Source organism: Aureimonas sp. Leaf454, assembly GCF_001424685.1.
In the GTDB taxonomy this organism is placed as follows: Bacteria; Pseudomonadota; Alphaproteobacteria; order Rhizobiales; family Rhizobiaceae; genus Plantimonas.
Genome location: NZ_LMQT01000002.1, coordinates 129,253 through 146,270 on the forward strand (window position 1 = coordinate 129,253; position 17,018 = coordinate 146,270).

The window sequence follows — 17,018 nt, forward strand, 5'->3', positions numbered from 1 at the left end:
GGAGATCAACTTGCCAGCAAAACACGTATAGCTAATGATTAGCTGTCTGATGAAGCTTCTTCTTGTTCATCATCTACCCTCAACTAGCTCCCGTTTGCGTGATGTCTTCAGGATCAGTGTACGGAGTGCGGTCGATGAACCCATCGAAACGTGAGAACTGGGCCACCTGCATCGGCTCGCAAGACGAGATGATCGTCGTAGGTCCACTGCGCTTCGAGCGCGCACGTCGCGCCGTCGCCGCAGACTGAAAGGGCATCATCATGGGAGAGACGGTTCTCGTCACCGGCGGCGCCGGCTTCGTCGGTCGACATGTCGCCAAGGAGCTTCTTTCGCGAGGCCATCGCGTGCGCGCATTGGATCTGATGATCGATCAGGTGCATTCGGGTTCGACGCGCCCGGACGAACTCGATCCCGAGGTCGATCTCGTCGTCGGCGACATCCGCGACGCGGCAAGGGTGCAAGCCGCCCTGCAGGGGGTCGACTCCGTCATCCATCTGGCGGCCGAGGTCGGCGTCGGGCAGAGCATGTATGCCGTCGACCGCTACACCTCGGTCAACGAATACGGCACGGCCGTTCTCTTCCAGCAGTTGATCGAGAAACCGGTTCGACGGGTGGTCGTCGCCTCGTCTATGAGCATCTACGGCGAGGGACTGTATCGCACGGTCGACGGCGGGTTGCGGGAGGATGTGGTTCGCGGTCCCCGCCATGCGGACGGAAGCTTTGATCCCAGGGACGAAGCGGGTCGCGCGCTCATTCCGATACCGACTCCGGAAACCAAGCAGCCCGCGCTGAAAAGCGTTTATGCCATCAACAAGTTCGTGCAGGAACGGCTGACGCTGACGCTGACCGCGCAATACGGCATGGAGGGCACGGCGCTCCGGCTGTGGAACATCTACGGCACCGGTCAGGCGCTTTCCAATCCCTATACCGGCGTCCTCGCCATCTTCGCCTCCCGCATTGCGAACGGTCAACGGCCGATGGTGTTCGAGGATGGGCAGCAGCGGCGCGATTTCGTCCATGTCGCCGATGTCGCGCGCGCCTTCCTGCTCGCGCTGGAAAGCCCGGCAGCGAACGGCGAGGTCTTCAACGTCGGATCCGGCGCCGACCGGACGGTCGAGGCGGTGGCACGGCTTCAGGCGGCCTCCATGGGGCGGCCCGACATCGCACCGGACATCACGGGCAAGGCACGAGCGGGGGACATCCGCCACAACATCCCCGATCTCGGCAAGGCGAAGGCTCTCCTCGGCTACGAAGCGCGGCAGGACTTCGCAGCGGGTCTGGAGGAATTGTCGGAATGGGTCGCGCGCCAGGAGGCGAACGACCGCGTCGACGAGGCGCGGCGAGAGCTGGAACGCCGGGGGCTGGTCGCATGAGGCCGAACCGGGAGCGCGTCGTCGTCACCGGTGGCGCCGGCTTCATCGGCTCGAACCTTGCCAACCGTCTGGCGGAGGAGGGTCATGAGGTCGTGATCTTCGACACGCTCGCGCGGCCGGGAGTCGAGCGGAACCGAGACTGGCTGGTGCATCGGCATGGCGCACGCGTTGTCCCGATCGCCGGGGACGTGCGCGATGCCGCGGCGCTGGACGCGGCATCGGCGTCGGCTTCGGTGATCTTCCATCTGGCCGCCCAGGTTGCGGTCACGACGAGCCTCGTCGATCCGGCAGAGGATTTCGCGATCAATCTGGCTGGTACGTTCAACGTTCTGGAGACCGCGCGGCGGCGATCGCTGCCGGTTATTTTCGCAAGCACCAACAAGGTCTACGGCGATCTTTCGGACATTTCGCTGGAGCTCGTCGAAGGCGCATGGAAGCCGGCAGACCCCGCCCTGCGATCGCAGGGCGTCGGCGAAGGCAGGCCGCTCGATTTCCACACGCCCTACGGCTGCTCGAAGGGAGCCGGCGATCAATACGTGCTCGACTACGCCCGCAGCTACGGGCTGGCGACGGCCGTCCTTCGCATGAGTTGCGTCTACGGCCAGCGCCAGATGGGAACGGAGGATCAGGGCTGGGTCGCGCATTTCCTGATCCGGGCGATGGAGGGGCGCCCCATCACCCTCTATGGCGACGGGCGGCAGGTCCGCGACATCCTCTATGTCGACGATGCCGTGGATGCCTATGTCGCGGCCTGGCGCAACATCGCGTCCATCCGCGGCCGCGCCTTCAATCTGGGAGGCGGGCCCGCGAACGCGGTCAGCCTGCGCGACCTCCTCGCCCATCTGGAGACGCTCGTCGGCCATGCGATCGACGTCCGCTTCGAGGACTGGCGGCAGGGCGACCAGAAGTATTTCGTGGCCGATGCGTCCGGGATCCGGTCCGCGCTCAGCCTCGGCGAGCCTCTGGCATGGCGCGAGGGTGTCGCCCGTCTCGCGGACTGGCTGCGCATGGAGCGCGGGCATCGGCCGTCGCAGCGCACGGCCGCCGCATGATTGCGGAGGGCGAAACCGGCCTCCCGCGCCACGTCTTGATGACGGCGGATGCGGTGGGCGGCGTCTGGACCTATGCGGTCGACGTCGCGAACGGCCTTTTCGAACGCGGCATTCGCGTCACCATCGCGATCCTTGGGCCTTCGCCCGATATGGCACAGCGGATGAGCGTCGAGCGCACCGGATTGGCGCTCGTCGAGGCCGGTATGCCGCTCGACTGGGCGGACGATGCGACGCCGGACAGCCTTGCGGCGGCTGGTGCGCGGCTGGCGGCGCTGGCGCGGGAGCTTGGCGCCGACCTTCTTCATCTGAACGCGCCCATGCTCGCAGCCGATGCCGTGTTCGCGGTCCCGGTCGTCGGCGTCTGTCATTCCTGCGTCGCAACCTGGTGGGATGCAGTGAGAGGCGGCAAGCTGCCGGAGATGTTCGAGTGGCGGGCCGAACGGCTCGGGCGCGCCTATCGCAGGTGCGATCTGCTGGTTTCGCCGAGCCGAGCCTTCGCATCGGCGACACGGGCGCGATACGGCGTGCCGGTGACGACCGTCCTCAACGGTCGATCGGCGTCGGCTCATCGATCTGCAGATCGCCGCTCCGTGGCGATGACCAGCGGCCGGCTGTGGGACGAGGGCAAGGGAATCGCGACGCTTGATGCGGCGGCCGGCCGCATGCACCACAAGATCGAGGCCGCGGGCGCCGTGCGCGGCCCGCACGGCACTAGCATCGAGACCCGTCATCTCGGCCATCTCGGACATCTGCCGGGCGCGGTGCTGGCGGATCGTCTCGCCGCTTCCCGCGTCTACGTCTCGGCGGCGCGCTACGAGCCCTTCGGGCTCGGCGTCCTGGAGGCGGCACAGGCCGGCTGTGCGCTGGTCCTCTCGGACATTCCGACCTTTCGGGAATTGTGGGCCGGAGCGGCGGTCTTCGTCGATCCGTTAGACGAGACGGCGTTTGCCGATACGCTGGACGACCTTCTCGACGATCCCGGGAGAAGCGCCGAACTCGGCGCCGCGGCCGCCCAACGCGCGAAGCGCTATGGTCTCGAGACCATGGTGGACGGAACGCTCGACGCCTATCGCCATGCGCTGCGATCGTCGGGCCGCGGCCGGGGAGCGGCGGCTTGAAGATCGTCTACTTCACCCATTCGCTTTCATCCTGCTGGAATCACGGCAATGCGCATTTTCTGCGCGGCGTTCTCCGGGAACTGAAGGCGCTCGGCCACGAGGTCGCGGTGTTCGAGCCGATCGATGCCTGGAGTCGCGACAATCTCGTCCGGGACCATGGCGAAGCCGGCCTTCGGCCGTTCCGCCTCCACTATCCGGAACTGTCGAGCCATCGCTTCGCCATGCCCTTCGACGTCGAGGCGGCGCTCGACGGCGCGGATCTCGTGCTGGTGCACGAATGGAACGAACCCGGCCTCGTCGCCTCGATCGGCGACGCGCGGCGTGGCGGGGGCCGCTTCCGGCTGCTGTTTCACGACACGCATCACCGCGCGGTCAGCGAACCCCAAGGGATCGAGGCCTTCGATCTCTCGGCTTACGACGGTGTCCTCGCCTTCGGCGAGACGCTGGCCGACGTCTATCGCAGGCGAGGCTGGGAGGATCGTTGCTTCGTCTGGCACGAGGCCGCCGATACCAGGCTCTTCAAGCCGCCGGAAACGGACGAAGATCGAGACGGGCTGATCTGGATCGGGAACTGGGGCGATGGCGAGCGGACGCGGGAGCTGGAAGAGTTCCTGTTGGCTCCGGCGCGCGAAGCGGGCCTTTCGCTCGACATTCACGGCGTGCGCTACCCGCCGGACGCGCTGGCGCTCCTCGATCGCTACGGTGCGCGCTATCACGGCTGGCTTGCCAATGCCGCCGCGCCCGACGCCTTCGCCCGGCACATGGCGACCGTCCACGTGCCGCGGAGATTTTACGTCGAGGCGTTGCCCGGCATTCCGACGATCCGGATCTTCGAGGCTCTGGCCTGCGGCATTCCGCTGGTCAGCGCTCCCTGGCGGGACAGCGAGCATCTGTTCACCCCGGGCTCGGACTTCCTCATGGTCTCGTCGGGGGAGGCGATGACGGCCGCGCTGCGCGACCTGCAGAGCGATGCCGGGCTGCGGGCCGAACTTGCACGGCAGGGCCTTTCGACGATCCGGGCGCGCCACACCTGCGCCCATCGCGCGACCGAGCTTCTTGCGATCGCAAGGGGGCTCGGTGCGTCCTTGCCCGGAGATCATGCCTCATGAAGATCGCCTTCTACGGATCAAGCCTCCTGTCCGCCTATTGGAATGGTGCGGCGACCTATTATCGCGGCATGCTCGGGGAACTCGCCAAGCTCGGGTGGTCGGTGACGTTCTTCGAGCCGGATGCCTTCGATCGCCAGAAGCATCGCGACATCGAGCCGCCCGAATGGGCGGAGGTCGTCGTCTGGGACAACACGGAGGCGGCCTGCGCCGCCGTCATGGGCCGCGCCGCAGAGGCCGACGTCGTGGTGAAGGCGAGCGGCGTCGGTGTGTTCGACGACGTCCTGCTCGGCATCTTCGATGCGGCGCGGCCGGATGCGCTGACGGTCTACTGGGACGTCGATGCGCCGGCGACCCTGGCCGAACTCCGCGAGCATCCCGGTCATCCCTTGCGGGCGAGACTTCCCGGCATCGATCAGGTCCTGACCTATGGCGGCGGTCCGCCCGTGGTGGCCGCTTACGAAGCCATCGGCGCCTCCCGTTGTCGGCCGATCTACAACGCCTTCGATCCCGGCACCCATCATCCCGTTCCGCGCGAGACCCGGTTCACGGCCGACCTCTCGCTTCTCGCCAACCGGTTGCCGGACCGCGAGCGCCGGATCGAACGGTTCTTCCTGGAGCCGGCCGCCGCCATGCCAAATCGACGCTTCCTCCTCGGCGGCAATGGCTGGCACGACAAGCCGATGCCGTCGAACGTGCGCGTCCTCGGCCATGTCGGCACCATCGATCACAATGCCTTCAACTGTTCGCCGCTGGCGGTCCTCAACGTCGCGCGAGATTCGATGGCCGATGTCGGCTTCTCGCCGGCGACGCGCGTCTTCGAGGCGACCGGGGCAGGGGCCTGCCTCATCACCGACCATTGGGAGGGCATCGGAGAGTTCCTGAAACCCGGCGAGGAGGTGCTCGTCGCACGCGATGGCCGGGACGTCGCGGAACTGCTGGGCGAACTGACGCCGGAACGCGCCGCCACGATCGGCGCGGCGGCGCGGCGGCGCGTGGAGGCCGACCACACCTATGCGCAACGCGCGGTGGAGGCGGATGCGCTGTTCCGTCAGAGGCTGGCGGCCAAACGCGGGAGATCGGCGGCATGAGGATCGTCGTGCTCGGCCTCACCCTGTCCTCGTCCTGGGGCAACGGCCATGCCGTGACCTACCGGGCTCTCCTCGCAGCCTTCGCACGCCGCGGCCACGACATCCTCTTTCTCGAACGCGAAACGCCCTGGTATGCCGCGCACCGGGATCTCGAGGCTCCCGACTATTGCGACCTTCGCTTCTACCGCGGCCTCGGCGATCTCGCGGCCTGGTCCGGGGACATTGCGGGCGCGGATGCGGTGATCGTCGGCTCCTACGTGCCGGAGGGAGTCGCCGTCGGCGATCTCGTTCAAGCCGAGGCGAGGGGCGTTCGAGCCTTCTACGACATCGACACGCCGGTGACCCTGGCCCGCCTCGACCGGGGCGATCGCGAATATCTGGCGGCCGAGCAGGTGTCCGGCTACGATCTCTACCTTTCCTTCACGGGCGGCCCGACGCTGGATCGGCTGGAGCGCGACTTTCGCTCGCCGATGGCGCGCGCGCTCTACTGTTCGGCCGATCCCGCGCACTATCGGCCGGTCGAGGCGGCGAAGCGCTGGGACCTGTCCTATCTCGGCACTTACAGCGACGATCGCCAGCCCGTCCTCGAACGCCTGCTGATCGAGCCGGCCCGCCGGGCGCCCGAGCGGCGTTTCGTCGTTGCAGGTCCGCAATATCCCGCATCGATCGAATGGCCCTGCAATGTCGAGCGCATCGAGCATCTGCCGCCGGCCGATCATGCCAACTTCTATGCCGCCAGCAGCTTCACGCTCAACGTCACGCGCTCGGACATGGTGGCCGTCGGCTACAGCCCTTCGATCCGGCTCTTCGAAGCCGGAGCCTCGGCGACGCCGATCATCTCGGACATATGGGAGGGCCTGGACGGGCTCTTCTCACCGGGCCGCGAGATCCTCTTGGCGGATCGCGCCGACGACGTCCTGTCGGCCTTCGACATGTCGCCGTCGGACAGAAAAGCCCTCGGGCGTTCGGCTCGATCGCGCATCCTTGCGGATCACACGCCCTCAATGAGGGCCGCGAGCCTGGAGGCGGATCTGATCGCGGCCGCCGGCCGCCGCATGGATGCGAAAGCCGACCGCTTTGGCGGCGCTGCCGGCACGAGCGCCTGAATCATGTTTCGCGATCGAGGGAACTCAGGCGGTCGCTTCGCCGCTTCTTCCTGGAACGTGAAGGAGATCATCATGTCGAACACCGGTGAGAAGACGGTCGATCTGTCCGACCGCAGGCGGGTCGGTCCCGAGGAAGAGTCCCGCGAGGATCAGTTCGACGGCAACGAGCCGGAAGCCTCGCAGGACCGGGTCGAAGACGGGACGGACAGCGGTTCGCCCGAAGCGCGACACGACATCGAGCATTCGAACGATCTGACGACGCCCTGACGCCCTGACGATCTGACAGTCGACGGTATGGCGCTATTGCCGAATGTCCGGCGTCACGCGAAGTCGAGCTGAACCTTCAGGGTCTTGTCGGGCTCGCGCTCGATCAGATCGAAGGCGGCCTCGGCTTCGCTGGCCGGGAAGACCTGAGTGACCATGCCCGTCGGCTTGAGGCGTCCGTCGGCCAGCCATTCCACGACGCGCGGCAGGAGCCTTCGACTGAGACGCGAGCCGACGATCGTCAGTTCCTTGCGCACGATCTCCTGCTGACTCACCGGCGAAGGCGACGCGGAAAACCCGAGCAGCCCGATCCGGCCCGCGGGGCTTGCGATCCGAGCGGCCTCCTCGAAGAGCGCGGGGACGCCGGCACCGTCGATGACAAGGGTCGGACCCAGTCCGTCTCCCTCGTCGGCCGTCGCGCCGGGCACCGGCGTGCTCGGCGAATGTACGACGCGGTCCGCCCCGAACCGAAGGGCGCGCTCGAGACGCGCCTCGTCGAGGTCGGCAACGATCACGCGAGCGCCCAGCAGCTTGGCGACCTGCAGCACCGTTACGCCGACCGTTCCCGCCCCGTAGACGAGAACCGTGTCCTGCGGTCCGCAGCCGGTCCGGTCGAGCACGTTGGCGGCGATGGAGAAGGGTTCGGCGAGGGCGGCCAGCTCGGCAGGCATGTCCGACGGCACGCGCACCGCGTTCGCCGCCGGCACCGCGACGAGGCTCCGGAAGCCGCCGTCCCGATGCACGCCCATGACCTCCAGATTCGCACAGACGTTGGAACGCCCGATCCGGCACGGATAGCAGTCCCCGCAGGCCATCACGGGATCGACGACGACGCGGTCTCCCTCCGTCACGCCCACGACGCCGCTCCCGAGCGCCGTGACCGTGCCCGCGAATTCGTGGCCGATCACGCGGGGATAGACGGCGAACGGATTGGATCCGTGAAGGATATGGATGTCCGAGCCGCAGATGCCGGCCCTTTCGACGCGCACGAGAATCTCGCCGGGCTCAAGGGTCGGAATGTCGGCCTGACGGACGACGAGATGGCTCGGTTGCGACACCAGCACTTCGATCATGGCGGTTCCCCCGGTGTGATCGGTGTTTGACGGATCGCACCGGGCGCGGCAAGCCTCGCCGTTTTCCGCAAGCGGACGGCGGGGCTCGGCTCCGGGAGATTGCCAGGGGCGACCGGTGCTCCCATATCTGGCGCATCACCAGAAAAGAGGATCAGAGCCATGGACGTCCATCGCTTTCCCGTGACCCGGACCGAAGAGGAATGGCGCCGCTTGCTGACGCCGGAGCAGTTCGAGGTGATGCGCGGTCACGGCACCGAACGTCCCGGCAGCTGCGCCTTGAACTACGAGAAGCGTGCGGGATCGTTCTCGTGTGCGGGCTGCGACCAGGAGCTCTTCAATTCCGAACGCAAGTTCGAGAGCGGCACGGGTTGGCCGAGCTTCAACGACCCGGTCGAAGGCTCCGTCGAGACGACCGTCGATCGCAGCTTCGGCATGGAGCGCACCGAAGTTCATTGCAGCCGGTGCGGCAGCCATCTTGGGCACGTCTTTCCCGACGGCCCGCCGCCGACGCATCTTCGCTACTGCATCAACGGCGTCGCGATGAACTTTCATCCGGCGGCCTGAGAAGGCGCGCGTTCGAGCTGGGTCGTGCCGAATTCGGCGCGACGACGTCGCTTGGCCTTCAAATTGCTTGGAATTCTTCTAATGTGAGGGCGGTGCCGAATCCCTTCGGCGCCGCCCGAGTTTTTGGAAGAAGCGTATGCGCCTGACCCGACAGACGAATCATGCCATTCGCCTCCTGATGTATTGCGCCGTCAATCCCGACAAGCTGAGTCGCGTGGGGGAGGTGGCGGCCGCCTATTCCGTGTCCGAACTCTTCCTGTTCAAGATTCTCCAGCCGCTCGTCGAAGCAGGGTTCGTCGAGACCGTGCGCGGACGCAATGGCGGCATCCGTCTCGCCCGTCCCGCCGATACGATCACGCTGCGGGCGGTCGTCGAGGCGACCGAGGAAAGCTTCGCGCTGGCCGAGTGCTTCGAGCCCGGCGGCTCCGATTGTCCGCTGATCGACAGTTGCAGCCTGAACGCGACACTGCGACGCGCGCTCGACGCTTTCCTCGATGTGCTCGACGGCACGACGATCGCCCAGCTGGCGGGTGAGAAGTCGAGCATGCGTCGACGTCTGGGACTTCCCGAGCTCGATCGGCTGGCGCTCGCGGCCGGTTGATCTCCGACAATTCGCCGCGACGGGGCATGTCGTAGACAGGGCTGAAACCTGTCGTTTTCTCCCTCGCCTTCGCCGAAGCGCAGTGGTCTTCTCGGAAGGTCCGTCGAAGCAGATCCAAACGCGGCTCTGCACGAGGTTTTGGGCGTCGGTTCCGGTCTGCCTTCGTTGGCTTCCGGCGGGGCCGGAAACCCGTCGACGCGATGGATGGCGACGGGTCGAACGAGCGATGCGGAGAGTGGCATGAACGTGCGCGACGAGATGCTGGCGAAGCTGAACCGGCGCAAGCCCGGCTATAGCCTCGATCGGGAATTCTACAGCGATCCGGACGTCTTCCAGGTCGACATGGAGACGATCTACTACCGGGACTGGCTCTTCATGGGCCATGATTGCGAGTTGCCGAAGTCGGGCAGCTACATGACGGTGCAGATCGGCGCCTACCCCATCGTGATCGTGCGCGATGCCAAGAAGGGCATCCGCGCCTTCCACAATTCCTGCCGTCACCGGGGATCGCGGATCTGCTCGGCGGAGAAGGGCACGTCCCATCGCCTGGTCTGCCCCTATCACCAGTGGACCTACGATCTCGAGGGCAAGCTGGTCTTCGCGCGCGACATGGGCGCGGATTTCGATCCGTCGCAGTTCGGATTGAAGCCGGTCCACTGCGAAAGCGTCGGCGGCTACATCTTCGTGTCGCTCGCCGACGAGGCGCCGGATTTCACGCCCGTCCGCGCGATGGTGGAGCCTTATCTCGCCCCCCACCATCTCGCGGATGCCAAGGTCGCCTTCGAGATGACGATCATCGAGAAGGGCAATTGGAAGCTCACCTGGGAGAACAACCGCGAGTGCTATCATTGCGCGGGCAGTCATCCCGAGCTCTGCCGCACCTTCCCGGAAGCGCCGGGCGTGACGGGCGTCGATGCACAGGACGAGCCGGAAATCGCCGAGCACTGGAGCCGTTGCGAGGCCGCGGCGCTGCCGAGCGTCTTCAAGATCTCGGACGACGGCCAGTATCGCGTGGCGCGCATGCCGCTGCTTCGCGATGCCGTCAGCTTCACCATGTCGGGCAAGGCCGCCGTCTCGCGTCCGCTCTGCGATAGCGTGACCACGCCGCAGATCGGCACGATGCTGATGTTTCACTATCCCTCGATCTGGAACCACATTCTCGGCGATCACGCGACGACGTTCCGCGTGATTCCGATCAGCGCGAACGAGACGGCCGTCACGACCAAGTGGCTGGTCCACAAGGACGCCGTCGAAGGCGTCGACTATACGATCGACGAGCTGACCAAGGTCTGGATCGCGACGAACGACCAGGATCGCCGGATCATCGAGGAAAACCAGTTCGGCATCAACTCGCCGGCCTATCAGCCCGGTCCCTATTCGCCGGTGCACGAGGGCGGCGTGCTGCAGTTCGTGGAATGGTATGCTTCCTTCATGAAGACACGCTTGACCGACAGCCGTCGTCCCCGCCTGTCCCAGGTCGCCTGATGCCGCTTCGACCGCGTCCCAAGCATCTCGACGAGATGCGGCCCTGGAACGACAAGGCCCAGGTGCTCGAATGCGTCCAGGTGCTGACGGAGACGCGGGACGTGAAGACGTTCTCGTTCCTGGCGGCGGACGACAGCTGGTTTCGCTACACGCCCGGGCAGTTCGTGACGTTCGAACTGCCCATGCCGGGCGGCGCCATGCTGCGGACCTATACGCTCTCGTCGAGCCCTTCCCGGCCGCTGTCGGTCTCGGTCACCGTCAAGGCGCAGAATGCCAGCGTCGCCAGCCGCTGGATGCTCGACAACGTCAAGCCTGGAACGCAGCTGAAGGCCTATGGGCCGGCCGGGATCTTCACCTTCCACAATCATCCGGCCGACAAGTATCTCTTCATCTCGGCTGGCTCCGGCATCACGCCGATGATGTCGATGACGCGATATCTCTTCGATGTCGGCCAGAAGACCGACGTCTCCTTCATTCATTGCGCGCGGTCTCCGTCCGACATCATCTTCCGTTCCGAACTGGAGCGGATGGCGGCGCGTGTTCCGGACATCGACCTCGCCTGGATCGTCGAACAGCCCGATCCGCTCGACGGCTGGACCGGCTTCAAGGGGCGCATCAACGCGTTGATGCTGGAACTGATCACGCCGGATTATCAGGAGCGCGAGGTCTTCTGCTGTGGTCCCGCGATCTTCATGCAGACCGTTCGCGACATCTTGAACGCGTCCGGTTTCGATATGAACCGCTATCACGAGGAGAGCTTCTCGGCGCCCGTGGACGGCGAGGGGGCGCTTGTCGACAGTGCCGGCCCCTTGGAGGCACTGCCTCAGGAGGGCGCTGCGGCGAAGATCATCTTCAGGGGCTCCGGCGTCGAGGCGGACTGTCTGGAAACCGACACGATCCTCAAGATCGCCAAGGAGATCGGCCTCAACATTCCAAGCGCCTGCACCTTCGGCGTTTGCGGAACCTGCCGGGTGGAGAAGCTCTCCGGCGAGGTTCACATGGCGCACAATGGCGGCATCAGCGAGGATGAAATCGCGGAAGGATTCATCCTCGCCTGTTGTTCTCGGCCCATCGGTCGCGTCGAGGTGGACGTCTGACGCGGATCTTTTCTTCGGCCGCGATAGGATGCGAGACGGCCGGTGCGAGACAATCGCGCCGGCCGTTCGCTTGTCGCGGGGTCAGTCCGGCTGAGACAGGCAGGTCGAGAGCGACGTCGCGAGATTGTCGATCAACTGGAAATAGAGATCCGGACCATTTGCGAGGGCGGCACCTTCGGGGTCGAGCGTTCCGGTGCGCGCGCCCGTTCCTTCCGACACCGTCTCGATGAGCTTGGGCTCGAATTGCGGTTCGGCGAAAACGCAGGTCGCACCCAGAGCGGCGGTCTTGGTCTTGATCTCCGAGATCCGCTGGACGCCGGGCATCGTCTCCGGATTGACGGTGATGGAGCCGGCGGCGGCCATTTCGAAGCGCGTCTCGAAATATTGATAGGCGTCGTGGAAGACGATGAAGGGCTTGCCCTTCACCCCTGCCAGCGTCTGGTTCGTCCGAGCGATGAGACCGTCCAGCCGCGCGTTCAGCTTCGCGGTGTTGGCCCGGTAGGTCGCGGCGTTCTCCGGATCCATCGCGGCCAACTGCCGTTCGATCTCCGCCGCCATCACCCTCGCATTGTCCGGATCCAGCCAGACGTGCATGTCGTAGCCGTCGCCATGCTCCTCGTGATCGTGGCCCGTTTCCGATGCCGCATGGTCGTGCAGGTCCTGCCCAGCCGACTTCGTATGCGCCGCATCGCCCGCGGCTGCGTCATGATCGTCGTCCTCGTGCCCGTGGGCTTCGAAGGGACCGCCCTCGCGATACGGCAGTCTCTTGAGGCCGGGCGTCTCGATCAGTTCGACCACCTTCGCCGTCGTGGCGAGCGTTTCCAGAGGCTTGACCAGGAACGCTTCCAATTGATCGCCGGCCCAGAAGACGAGATCGGCCTTTGCCAGATCGGACGCGTTGGACGGCTTCATCGCATAGGTGTGCGGCGAGCCGACCCCCTCGACGATCAGCTTCGGCTGGCCGACCTCACCCATGACGGACGCGACCAGGGAATGCAGAGGCTTGATCGAGACGACCACGTCGGGCGCGGCGAAAGCGGGTGCGCACAGGAGGAGGACGGCGGCGCCGGCGGCGGGCAGAACGGGAAGTCGCAAGTCGGAGGCTCCGAAAGGGTAAAGCAGGCGGGACATTCGCGGATGTAATGTTATTACATCCGTTGAGTTGTGCTATAACCTTCGGCATAGAGGTGCGCAAGTCCGAACGTCGGTCCGGCCCGATCGGACGGCGAGCGGATGCAACGCGGGAAAGACAACGACGTGACGACGGGTTCGCTGGTCGATCTGAAAGGTGCCGGCGTCTCGCGCGGTGGGCGCTGGCTTGTGCGGGGCGTGGATCTCACCGTTCGACGCGGGGAGATCCTGACGCTGATCGGCCCGAACGGCTCCGGTAAGAGCACGACGGCGAAGATGGCGATCGGGCTCCTGAAACCGGACGAGGGGACGGCCGAGCGATCCCCGCGCCTTCGCATCGGCTACGTGCCGCAGAAGCTCGCCATCGACTGGACGCTGCCGCTGACGGTCGAACGCCTGATGACGCTGACCAACCCTCTGACGTCCACGCAGATCGACGCGAGCCTTGCGAGCGTCGGTATCGCGCATCTTCGCAAGGCCGAGGTGCAGCATCTTTCCGGCGGCGAATTCCAGCGGGCTCTTCTGGCGCGAGCCGCCGCCCGCAGTCCCGATCTCCTCGTTCTCGACGAGCCCGTGCAGGGGGTCGACTTCAATGGAGAGGCGGCCCTCTACGATTTGATCGACACGATTCGCGACACGAGCGGCTGCGGCATCATCCTGATCTCCCACGATCTGCACGTGGTGATGGCGCGCACGGACACGGTGATCTGCCTGAACGGTCATGTCTGCTGTCGCGGCACGCCCGAACTCGTGGCGGCCAGCGCGGCCTATCGGCATCTCTTCGGGCCGCGCGCGGCATCGATGGCCGTCTATCGGCACGCTCACGACCACACGCACCTTCCGGATGGACGGGTGCAGCATGCCGACGGCAGCGTGACCGATCACTGCCACCCGTCCGACGGTCACCATGGCGACCACGATCATGCCGATCATGCCCATGCCCATGCCGCGGAACGCTCGAACGGCCATGTTCACGCGGGACCCGCTGAGGGAGGCCATCGTCCCTTCGCGACGGGGAGCCTCGATCACCGCCTCTCGGGGTCGGCCGGTCCGGACGCATCGTCGGCATCGGCATCGGCATCGGCATCGAAGCCGGAGGCCCTCGTCGCCGCCCCCAGCCTGGAGGCACCGCATGCTCGATGATTTCTTCGTGCGCGCGATCGTCGCCGGTGCGGGCATCGCGCTGACGACGGGCCCGCTCGGCTGCTTCATCGTCTGGCGCCGCATGGCCTATTTCGGGGACACGATGGCGCATTCGGCGCTGCTCGGCATCGCGCTCGGGCTTGCCTTTGATCTCAATCTGACGCTCGGCGTCTTCGTCGTCGCCACCCTTGTCGCGGGAGCGCTCATCCTTCTGCAGAAACAGGCGACGCTCTCGACGGACGCGCTGCTGGGAATCCTGTCGCATTCTACGCTGGCGCTCGGTCTCGTTCTCGTCGCCTTCATGACTTCCGTGCGCATCGATCTCATGGGCTTTCTCTTCGGCGACATCCTGGCGGTGTCGAAGGTCGACATCGCCTTCGTCCTCGTCGGAGGCGCCTTCGTCCTCGCCGCCATGACCTGGCTCTGGCGACCGCTCCTGGCGGCGACCGTATCCGGCGATCTCGCGGAGGCCGAAGGGCTGAAGCCCGAGCGCGCGCGCATCGTCTTCATGCTCCTGATGGCGCTCGTCATCGCCATCGCGATGAAAATCGTCGGCATCCTTCTGATCACGTCGCTTCTGATCATCCCCGCGGCGACCGCGCGACGCTTTGCGGGAACGCCGGAAAGCATGGCCGTGGCGGCTTCTCTGCTCGGGGCGCTCGCCGCAATCGGCGGCCTGTTCGGCTCGCTCCGCTTCGACACGCCATCGGGACCCTCGATCGTGGTGGCGGCTCTCCTGATCTTTCTCGCCAGCTTTCTTCCCATCCGCCGCCCGCGCCCTGCGGTTCACCCAGGAACGTCACGATGAGCGAGACGCACGACCACCGCCATGCGCCGGAGCCGGTGCTCACGAAGAATCAAGCGCTCGTCCTGAAGGCGCTGGAGGCCGCGGAGTCGCCGCTCAGCGCCTATACGATCCTCGATGCCGTCCGGGTCGAAGGCATCCGGGCGCCGCTTCAGATCTATCGCGCGCTCGACAAGCTGCTCGAACTCGGCCTCGTCCATCGGCTGGAAAGTCTCAACGCCTTCGTCGCTTGTGCGCATCCCGACTGTCACGGCTCCTCGACCATGGCCTTCGCCATCTGCGAGCGCTGCGGGCAAGTCGCGGAGTTCTCCGAGCCGACGGTCGCGGACCGCCTGACGGGCTGGGCCCGGCAGAGCGGCTTTCGACCGTCGAAGACCACCATTGAGATCAAGGGTCTCTGCGCCGCCTGCGCGGCGTGACGCTCAGCCGATGTGACGTCGCGCCGCATAGAGGGCGACGGCTGCCGCATTCGACACGTTGAGCGAGCGAATCTCGCCGGGCACTTCGAGGCGGGCGAGGGCCGCGACCGTCTCGCGCGTCTTCTGGCGAAGACCCTTGCCTTCGGAGCCGAGGACGAGCGCGACCCGCTTCTCGGTCATCGCCGTCTCGAGCTTGGCATCACCGTCCGAATCAAGACCGACCGTCTGGAAGCCCTGATGGGCGAGCTTGGTCAGCGCTTCCGCGAGATTGCCGATCTGGACATAGGGTACGAGTTCGAGCGCGCCCGAGGCCGATTTCGCCAGGACGCCCGATTCCTGCGGCGAGTGACGCGAGGTCGTCACCACGGCGCCGGCGCCGAAGGCTGCGGCCGAACGCAGGATCGCGCCGACATTGTGCGGGTCCGTCACCTGATCCAGCACGACGACGAGGTCGGTGGCGGAGAGATCGCCCAGCGAGCGGGCGACGAGCGGATCGGCTTCGAGCATCGCACCTTGATGGACGGCGTCGCTGCCTAGCTCCGCGTCGAGCGCGCGGGGCTCGACGATCTCGACGGGGCAGCGAATCGCGTCCTCGGCGATCTCCAATCGGGCCAGCGCGTTGCGGGTCACGAGAAGCCGATGAAGACGGCGGTCCGGATTGAGAAGCGCCGCGGATACCGTGTGGAGGCCGTAGAGCCGGACCCGGTCAGCCGGGCCGGGGCGACCGGGCTGATGCGGGCGGGCCCGGTCCGGTCGAAGACCGTCGCCACCGCCTCCCGCGCCCGTCGTCTTGGCGTCGCGATGCGCGCGCCTCAGCTTGGCGTAGTGGGTGTCGCGGGGCGTGTGGGACTTCGGCTCATCGGTCATGGTCCGGTCCTATCGGAGCCCGCGCGGCTTCTCAATCGAAACCATCCGTCGAGACGGTCCGTCGACGGCATTGGCGCCTCCGCCGCAGGTCGGTTCGGTCAGCGGCCAACGCCGCCTGTGAATCGTCGGTTTCTCCGTGTTGACACAAGCCGGCCGTCTCTGCATAACCCGCTCGAACGTCGAGAGCGCTTCGAGCGAGGCTCTTTCGAGGTTCCGACGACGCCGAAGCCCTTGCGTTTCTGCGCCGCCTGTGGAGGGATGCCCGAGTGGTTAAAGGGGACGGACTGTAAATCCGTTGGCTTAGCCTACGTTGGTTCAAATCCAACTCCCTCCACCATTTCCGCTCCCTTGTTTCGAGGGTGTGGCACGGCGCGGGTATAGCTCAGTGGTAGAGCAGCAGCCTTCCAAGCTGAATATACGGGTTCGATTCCCGTTACCCGCTCCAATCTTCCCAGCAGGGCCGAACCTGTTGTGATCCGGCGCGCCCTGTGCGCCTTTTCGCTTTTGCAGGGCTCACGCTTGAACTTCCCGGGGAAGGCCAGTATGCGAGCGCTTCTTCGGGGCCGCGATGACCGTATCGCGTGCCGTCCGTCAGCAACGGATTGGGAAGCAGCATGGCCAAGAGCAAATTCGAGCGCAACAAGCCGCATGTGAACATCGGCACGATTGGTCACGTTGACCATGGGAAGACGAGCCTGACGGCTGCGATCACGAAGTACTTCT

General features: G+C 66.0%; 17 protein-coding genes, 2 tRNA genes and 1 pseudogene. 17 read left to right on the plus strand and 3 right to left on the minus strand.

Annotated elements, in window-relative coordinates; translation table 11 throughout:
- Positions 1–260: 260 nt before the first annotated feature.
- The 7 genes from ASG43_RS05595 (at position 261) to ASG43_RS05625 (ending at position 7,113) form a co-directional block, all read left to right on the plus strand.
- Positions 261–1,373, plus strand: a complete 1,113-nt coding sequence (locus ASG43_RS05595; protein WP_056501521.1) for an SDR family NAD(P)-dependent oxidoreductase — start codon at positions 261–263, stop codon at positions 1,371–1,373.
- A complete protein-coding gene (locus ASG43_RS05600) occupies positions 1,370–2,425 on the plus strand; it encodes an SDR family NAD(P)-dependent oxidoreductase (RefSeq protein WP_056501522.1) in 1,056 nt (351 codons plus the stop codon). The genes ASG43_RS05595 and ASG43_RS05600 overlap by 4 nt, the downstream gene beginning before the upstream one ends.
- Positions 2,422–3,543: a glycosyltransferase family 4 protein gene (locus ASG43_RS05605; RefSeq protein WP_056501526.1), complete on the plus strand. Its 1,122-nt coding sequence runs from the start codon at positions 2,422–2,424 to the stop codon at positions 3,541–3,543. Before ASG43_RS05600 ends, ASG43_RS05605 begins: the two co-directional genes overlap by 4 nt.
- Complete coding sequence (locus ASG43_RS05610) at positions 3,540–4,652, plus strand: glycosyltransferase (RefSeq protein WP_056501528.1); 1,113 nt, start codon at positions 3,540–3,542, stop codon at positions 4,650–4,652. The genes ASG43_RS05605 and ASG43_RS05610 overlap by 4 nt, the downstream gene beginning before the upstream one ends.
- A complete protein-coding gene (locus tag ASG43_RS05615; protein WP_056501531.1) occupies positions 4,649–5,740 on the plus strand; it encodes a glycosyltransferase in 1,092 nt (363 codons plus the stop codon). The genes ASG43_RS05610 and ASG43_RS05615 overlap by 4 nt, the downstream gene beginning before the upstream one ends.
- Complete coding sequence (locus ASG43_RS05620) at positions 5,737–6,846, plus strand: glycosyltransferase (protein ID WP_056501534.1); 1,110 nt, start codon at positions 5,737–5,739, stop codon at positions 6,844–6,846. The genes ASG43_RS05615 and ASG43_RS05620 overlap by 4 nt, the downstream gene beginning before the upstream one ends.
- 72 nt (positions 6,847–6,918) lie before the next feature.
- Positions 6,919–7,113, plus strand: a complete 195-nt coding sequence (locus ASG43_RS05625; protein ID WP_156386497.1) for a hypothetical protein — start codon at positions 6,919–6,921, stop codon at positions 7,111–7,113.
- Positions 7,114–7,166: 53 nt separating this feature from the next.
- Here the strand turns inward: ASG43_RS05625 and ASG43_RS05630 are convergent, their stop codons facing one another.
- Entirely contained in the window at positions 7,167–8,183 is a 1,017-nt protein-coding gene (locus tag ASG43_RS05630; RefSeq protein ID WP_056501541.1) for a Zn-dependent oxidoreductase, read from the minus strand.
- Positions 8,184–8,342: 159 nt separating this feature from the next.
- Between ASG43_RS05630 and msrB the strand changes: the two genes are divergently transcribed.
- The 4 genes from msrB to ASG43_RS05650 all read left to right on the plus strand — a co-directional run bounded on the left by msrB (position 8,343) and on the right by ASG43_RS05650 (position 11,930).
- The gene (msrB, locus tag ASG43_RS05635) at positions 8,343–8,747 is read left to right on the plus strand and encodes a peptide-methionine (R)-S-oxide reductase MsrB (protein WP_056501544.1); all 405 of its coding nucleotides are present in this window, start codon (positions 8,343–8,345) and stop codon (positions 8,745–8,747) included.
- A 136-nt stretch (positions 8,748–8,883) separates the two neighbouring features.
- Positions 8,884–9,348 carry an iron-responsive transcriptional regulator RirA gene (gene rirA, locus ASG43_RS05640; protein WP_056501546.1) on the plus strand — a complete coding sequence of 155 codons (465 nt, stop codon included), beginning with the start codon at positions 8,884–8,886 and terminating at the stop codon, positions 9,346–9,348.
- Positions 9,349–9,588: 240 nt separating this feature from the next.
- Positions 9,589–10,833 carry an aromatic ring-hydroxylating dioxygenase subunit alpha gene (locus tag ASG43_RS05645; RefSeq protein ID WP_056501550.1) on the plus strand — a complete coding sequence of 415 codons (1,245 nt, stop codon included), beginning with the start codon at positions 9,589–9,591 and terminating at the stop codon, positions 10,831–10,833.
- Positions 10,833–11,930, plus strand: coding sequence for a hybrid-cluster NAD(P)-dependent oxidoreductase (locus ASG43_RS05650; RefSeq protein ID WP_056501552.1), 1,098 nt, complete (start codon positions 10,833–10,835; stop codon positions 11,928–11,930). Before ASG43_RS05645 ends, ASG43_RS05650 begins: the two co-directional genes overlap by 1 nt.
- 81 nt (positions 11,931–12,011) lie before the next feature.
- On the opposite strand, the gene ASG43_RS05655 is transcribed toward ASG43_RS05650, so the two are convergent.
- Entirely contained in the window at positions 12,012–13,025 is a 1,014-nt protein-coding gene (locus ASG43_RS05655; protein WP_280137197.1) for a zinc ABC transporter substrate-binding protein, read from the minus strand.
- A 138-nt stretch (positions 13,026–13,163) separates the two neighbouring features.
- On the opposite strand from ASG43_RS05655, the pseudogene ASG43_RS05660 reads away from it, so the two are divergent.
- The 3 genes and pseudogenes from ASG43_RS05660 to ASG43_RS05670 form a co-directional block, all read left to right on the plus strand.
- Positions 13,164–13,976 (plus strand): annotated as a pseudogene (locus tag ASG43_RS05660) (ATP-binding cassette domain-containing protein); the annotation flags it as partial.
- Between the two features lie 217 nt (positions 13,977–14,193).
- Positions 14,194–15,012 (plus strand): metal ABC transporter permease, encoded by an 819-nt coding sequence (locus ASG43_RS05665; protein ID WP_056501554.1) that lies wholly within the window; start codon positions 14,194–14,196, stop codon positions 15,010–15,012.
- Positions 15,009–15,428 carry a Fur family transcriptional regulator gene (locus tag ASG43_RS05670; RefSeq protein WP_056501557.1) on the plus strand — a complete coding sequence of 140 codons (420 nt, stop codon included), beginning with the start codon at positions 15,009–15,011 and terminating at the stop codon, positions 15,426–15,428. The genes ASG43_RS05665 and ASG43_RS05670 overlap by 4 nt, the downstream gene beginning before the upstream one ends.
- Before the next feature lie 3 nt (positions 15,429–15,431).
- Here ASG43_RS05670 and ASG43_RS05675 read toward each other — a convergent pair whose 3' ends face one another.
- Positions 15,432–16,295 carry an RNA methyltransferase gene (locus tag ASG43_RS05675; protein ID WP_056501560.1) on the minus strand — a complete coding sequence of 288 codons (864 nt, stop codon included), beginning with the start codon at positions 16,293–16,295 and terminating at the stop codon, positions 15,432–15,434.
- A gap of 252 nt (positions 16,296–16,547) precedes the next feature.
- Between ASG43_RS05675 and ASG43_RS05680 the strand changes: the two genes are divergently transcribed.
- The 3 genes from ASG43_RS05680 to ASG43_RS22015 all read left to right on the plus strand — a co-directional run.
- Positions 16,548–16,632: transfer RNA gene (locus ASG43_RS05680), tRNA-Tyr, on the plus strand.
- A gap of 34 nt (positions 16,633–16,666) precedes the next feature.
- A tRNA-Gly gene (locus ASG43_RS05685) sits at positions 16,667–16,740 on the plus strand.
- 169 nt (positions 16,741–16,909) lie between these two features.
- A partial coding sequence (locus tag ASG43_RS22015; RefSeq protein WP_156386499.1) for a GTP-binding protein occupies positions 16,910–17,018 on the plus strand: 109 nt, incomplete at its 3' end.

What these genes read in the sequence shown, in the direction of transcription:
- ASG43_RS05595 (WP_056501521.1), top strand. Translation starts at nt 261, where the DNA reads ATGGGAGAGACGGTTCTCGTCACCGGCGGCGCCGGCTTCGTCGGTCGA.
- ASG43_RS05600 (WP_056501522.1), top strand. Translation starts at nt 1,370, where the DNA reads ATGAGGCCGAACCGGGAGCGCGTCGTCGTCACCGGTGGCGCCGGCTTC.
- ASG43_RS05605 (WP_056501526.1), top strand. Translation starts at nt 2,422, where the DNA reads ATGATTGCGGAGGGCGAAACCGGCCTCCCGCGCCACGTCTTGATGACG.
- ASG43_RS05615 (WP_056501531.1), top strand. Translation starts at nt 4,649, where the DNA reads ATGAAGATCGCCTTCTACGGATCAAGCCTCCTGTCCGCCTATTGGAAT.
- ASG43_RS05620 (WP_056501534.1), top strand. Translation starts at nt 5,737, where the DNA reads ATGAGGATCGTCGTGCTCGGCCTCACCCTGTCCTCGTCCTGGGGCAAC.
- ASG43_RS05625 (WP_156386497.1), top strand. Translation starts at nt 6,919, where the DNA reads ATGTCGAACACCGGTGAGAAGACGGTCGATCTGTCCGACCGCAGGCGG.
- ASG43_RS05630 (WP_056501541.1), bottom strand. Translation starts at nt 8,183, where the DNA reads ATGATCGAAGTGCTGGTGTCGCAACCGAGCCATCTCGTCGTCCGTCAG.
- msrB (WP_056501544.1), top strand. Translation starts at nt 8,343, where the DNA reads ATGGACGTCCATCGCTTTCCCGTGACCCGGACCGAAGAGGAATGGCGC.
- rirA (WP_056501546.1), top strand. Translation starts at nt 8,884, where the DNA reads ATGCGCCTGACCCGACAGACGAATCATGCCATTCGCCTCCTGATGTAT.
- ASG43_RS05645 (WP_056501550.1), top strand. Translation starts at nt 9,589, where the DNA reads ATGAACGTGCGCGACGAGATGCTGGCGAAGCTGAACCGGCGCAAGCCC.
- ASG43_RS05650 (WP_056501552.1), top strand. Translation starts at nt 10,833, where the DNA reads ATGCCGCTTCGACCGCGTCCCAAGCATCTCGACGAGATGCGGCCCTGG.
- ASG43_RS05665 (WP_056501554.1), top strand. Translation starts at nt 14,194, where the DNA reads ATGCTCGATGATTTCTTCGTGCGCGCGATCGTCGCCGGTGCGGGCATC.
- ASG43_RS05670 (WP_056501557.1), top strand. Translation starts at nt 15,009, where the DNA reads ATGAGCGAGACGCACGACCACCGCCATGCGCCGGAGCCGGTGCTCACG.
- ASG43_RS05675 (WP_056501560.1), bottom strand. Translation starts at nt 16,295, where the DNA reads ATGACCGATGAGCCGAAGTCCCACACGCCCCGCGACACCCACTACGCC.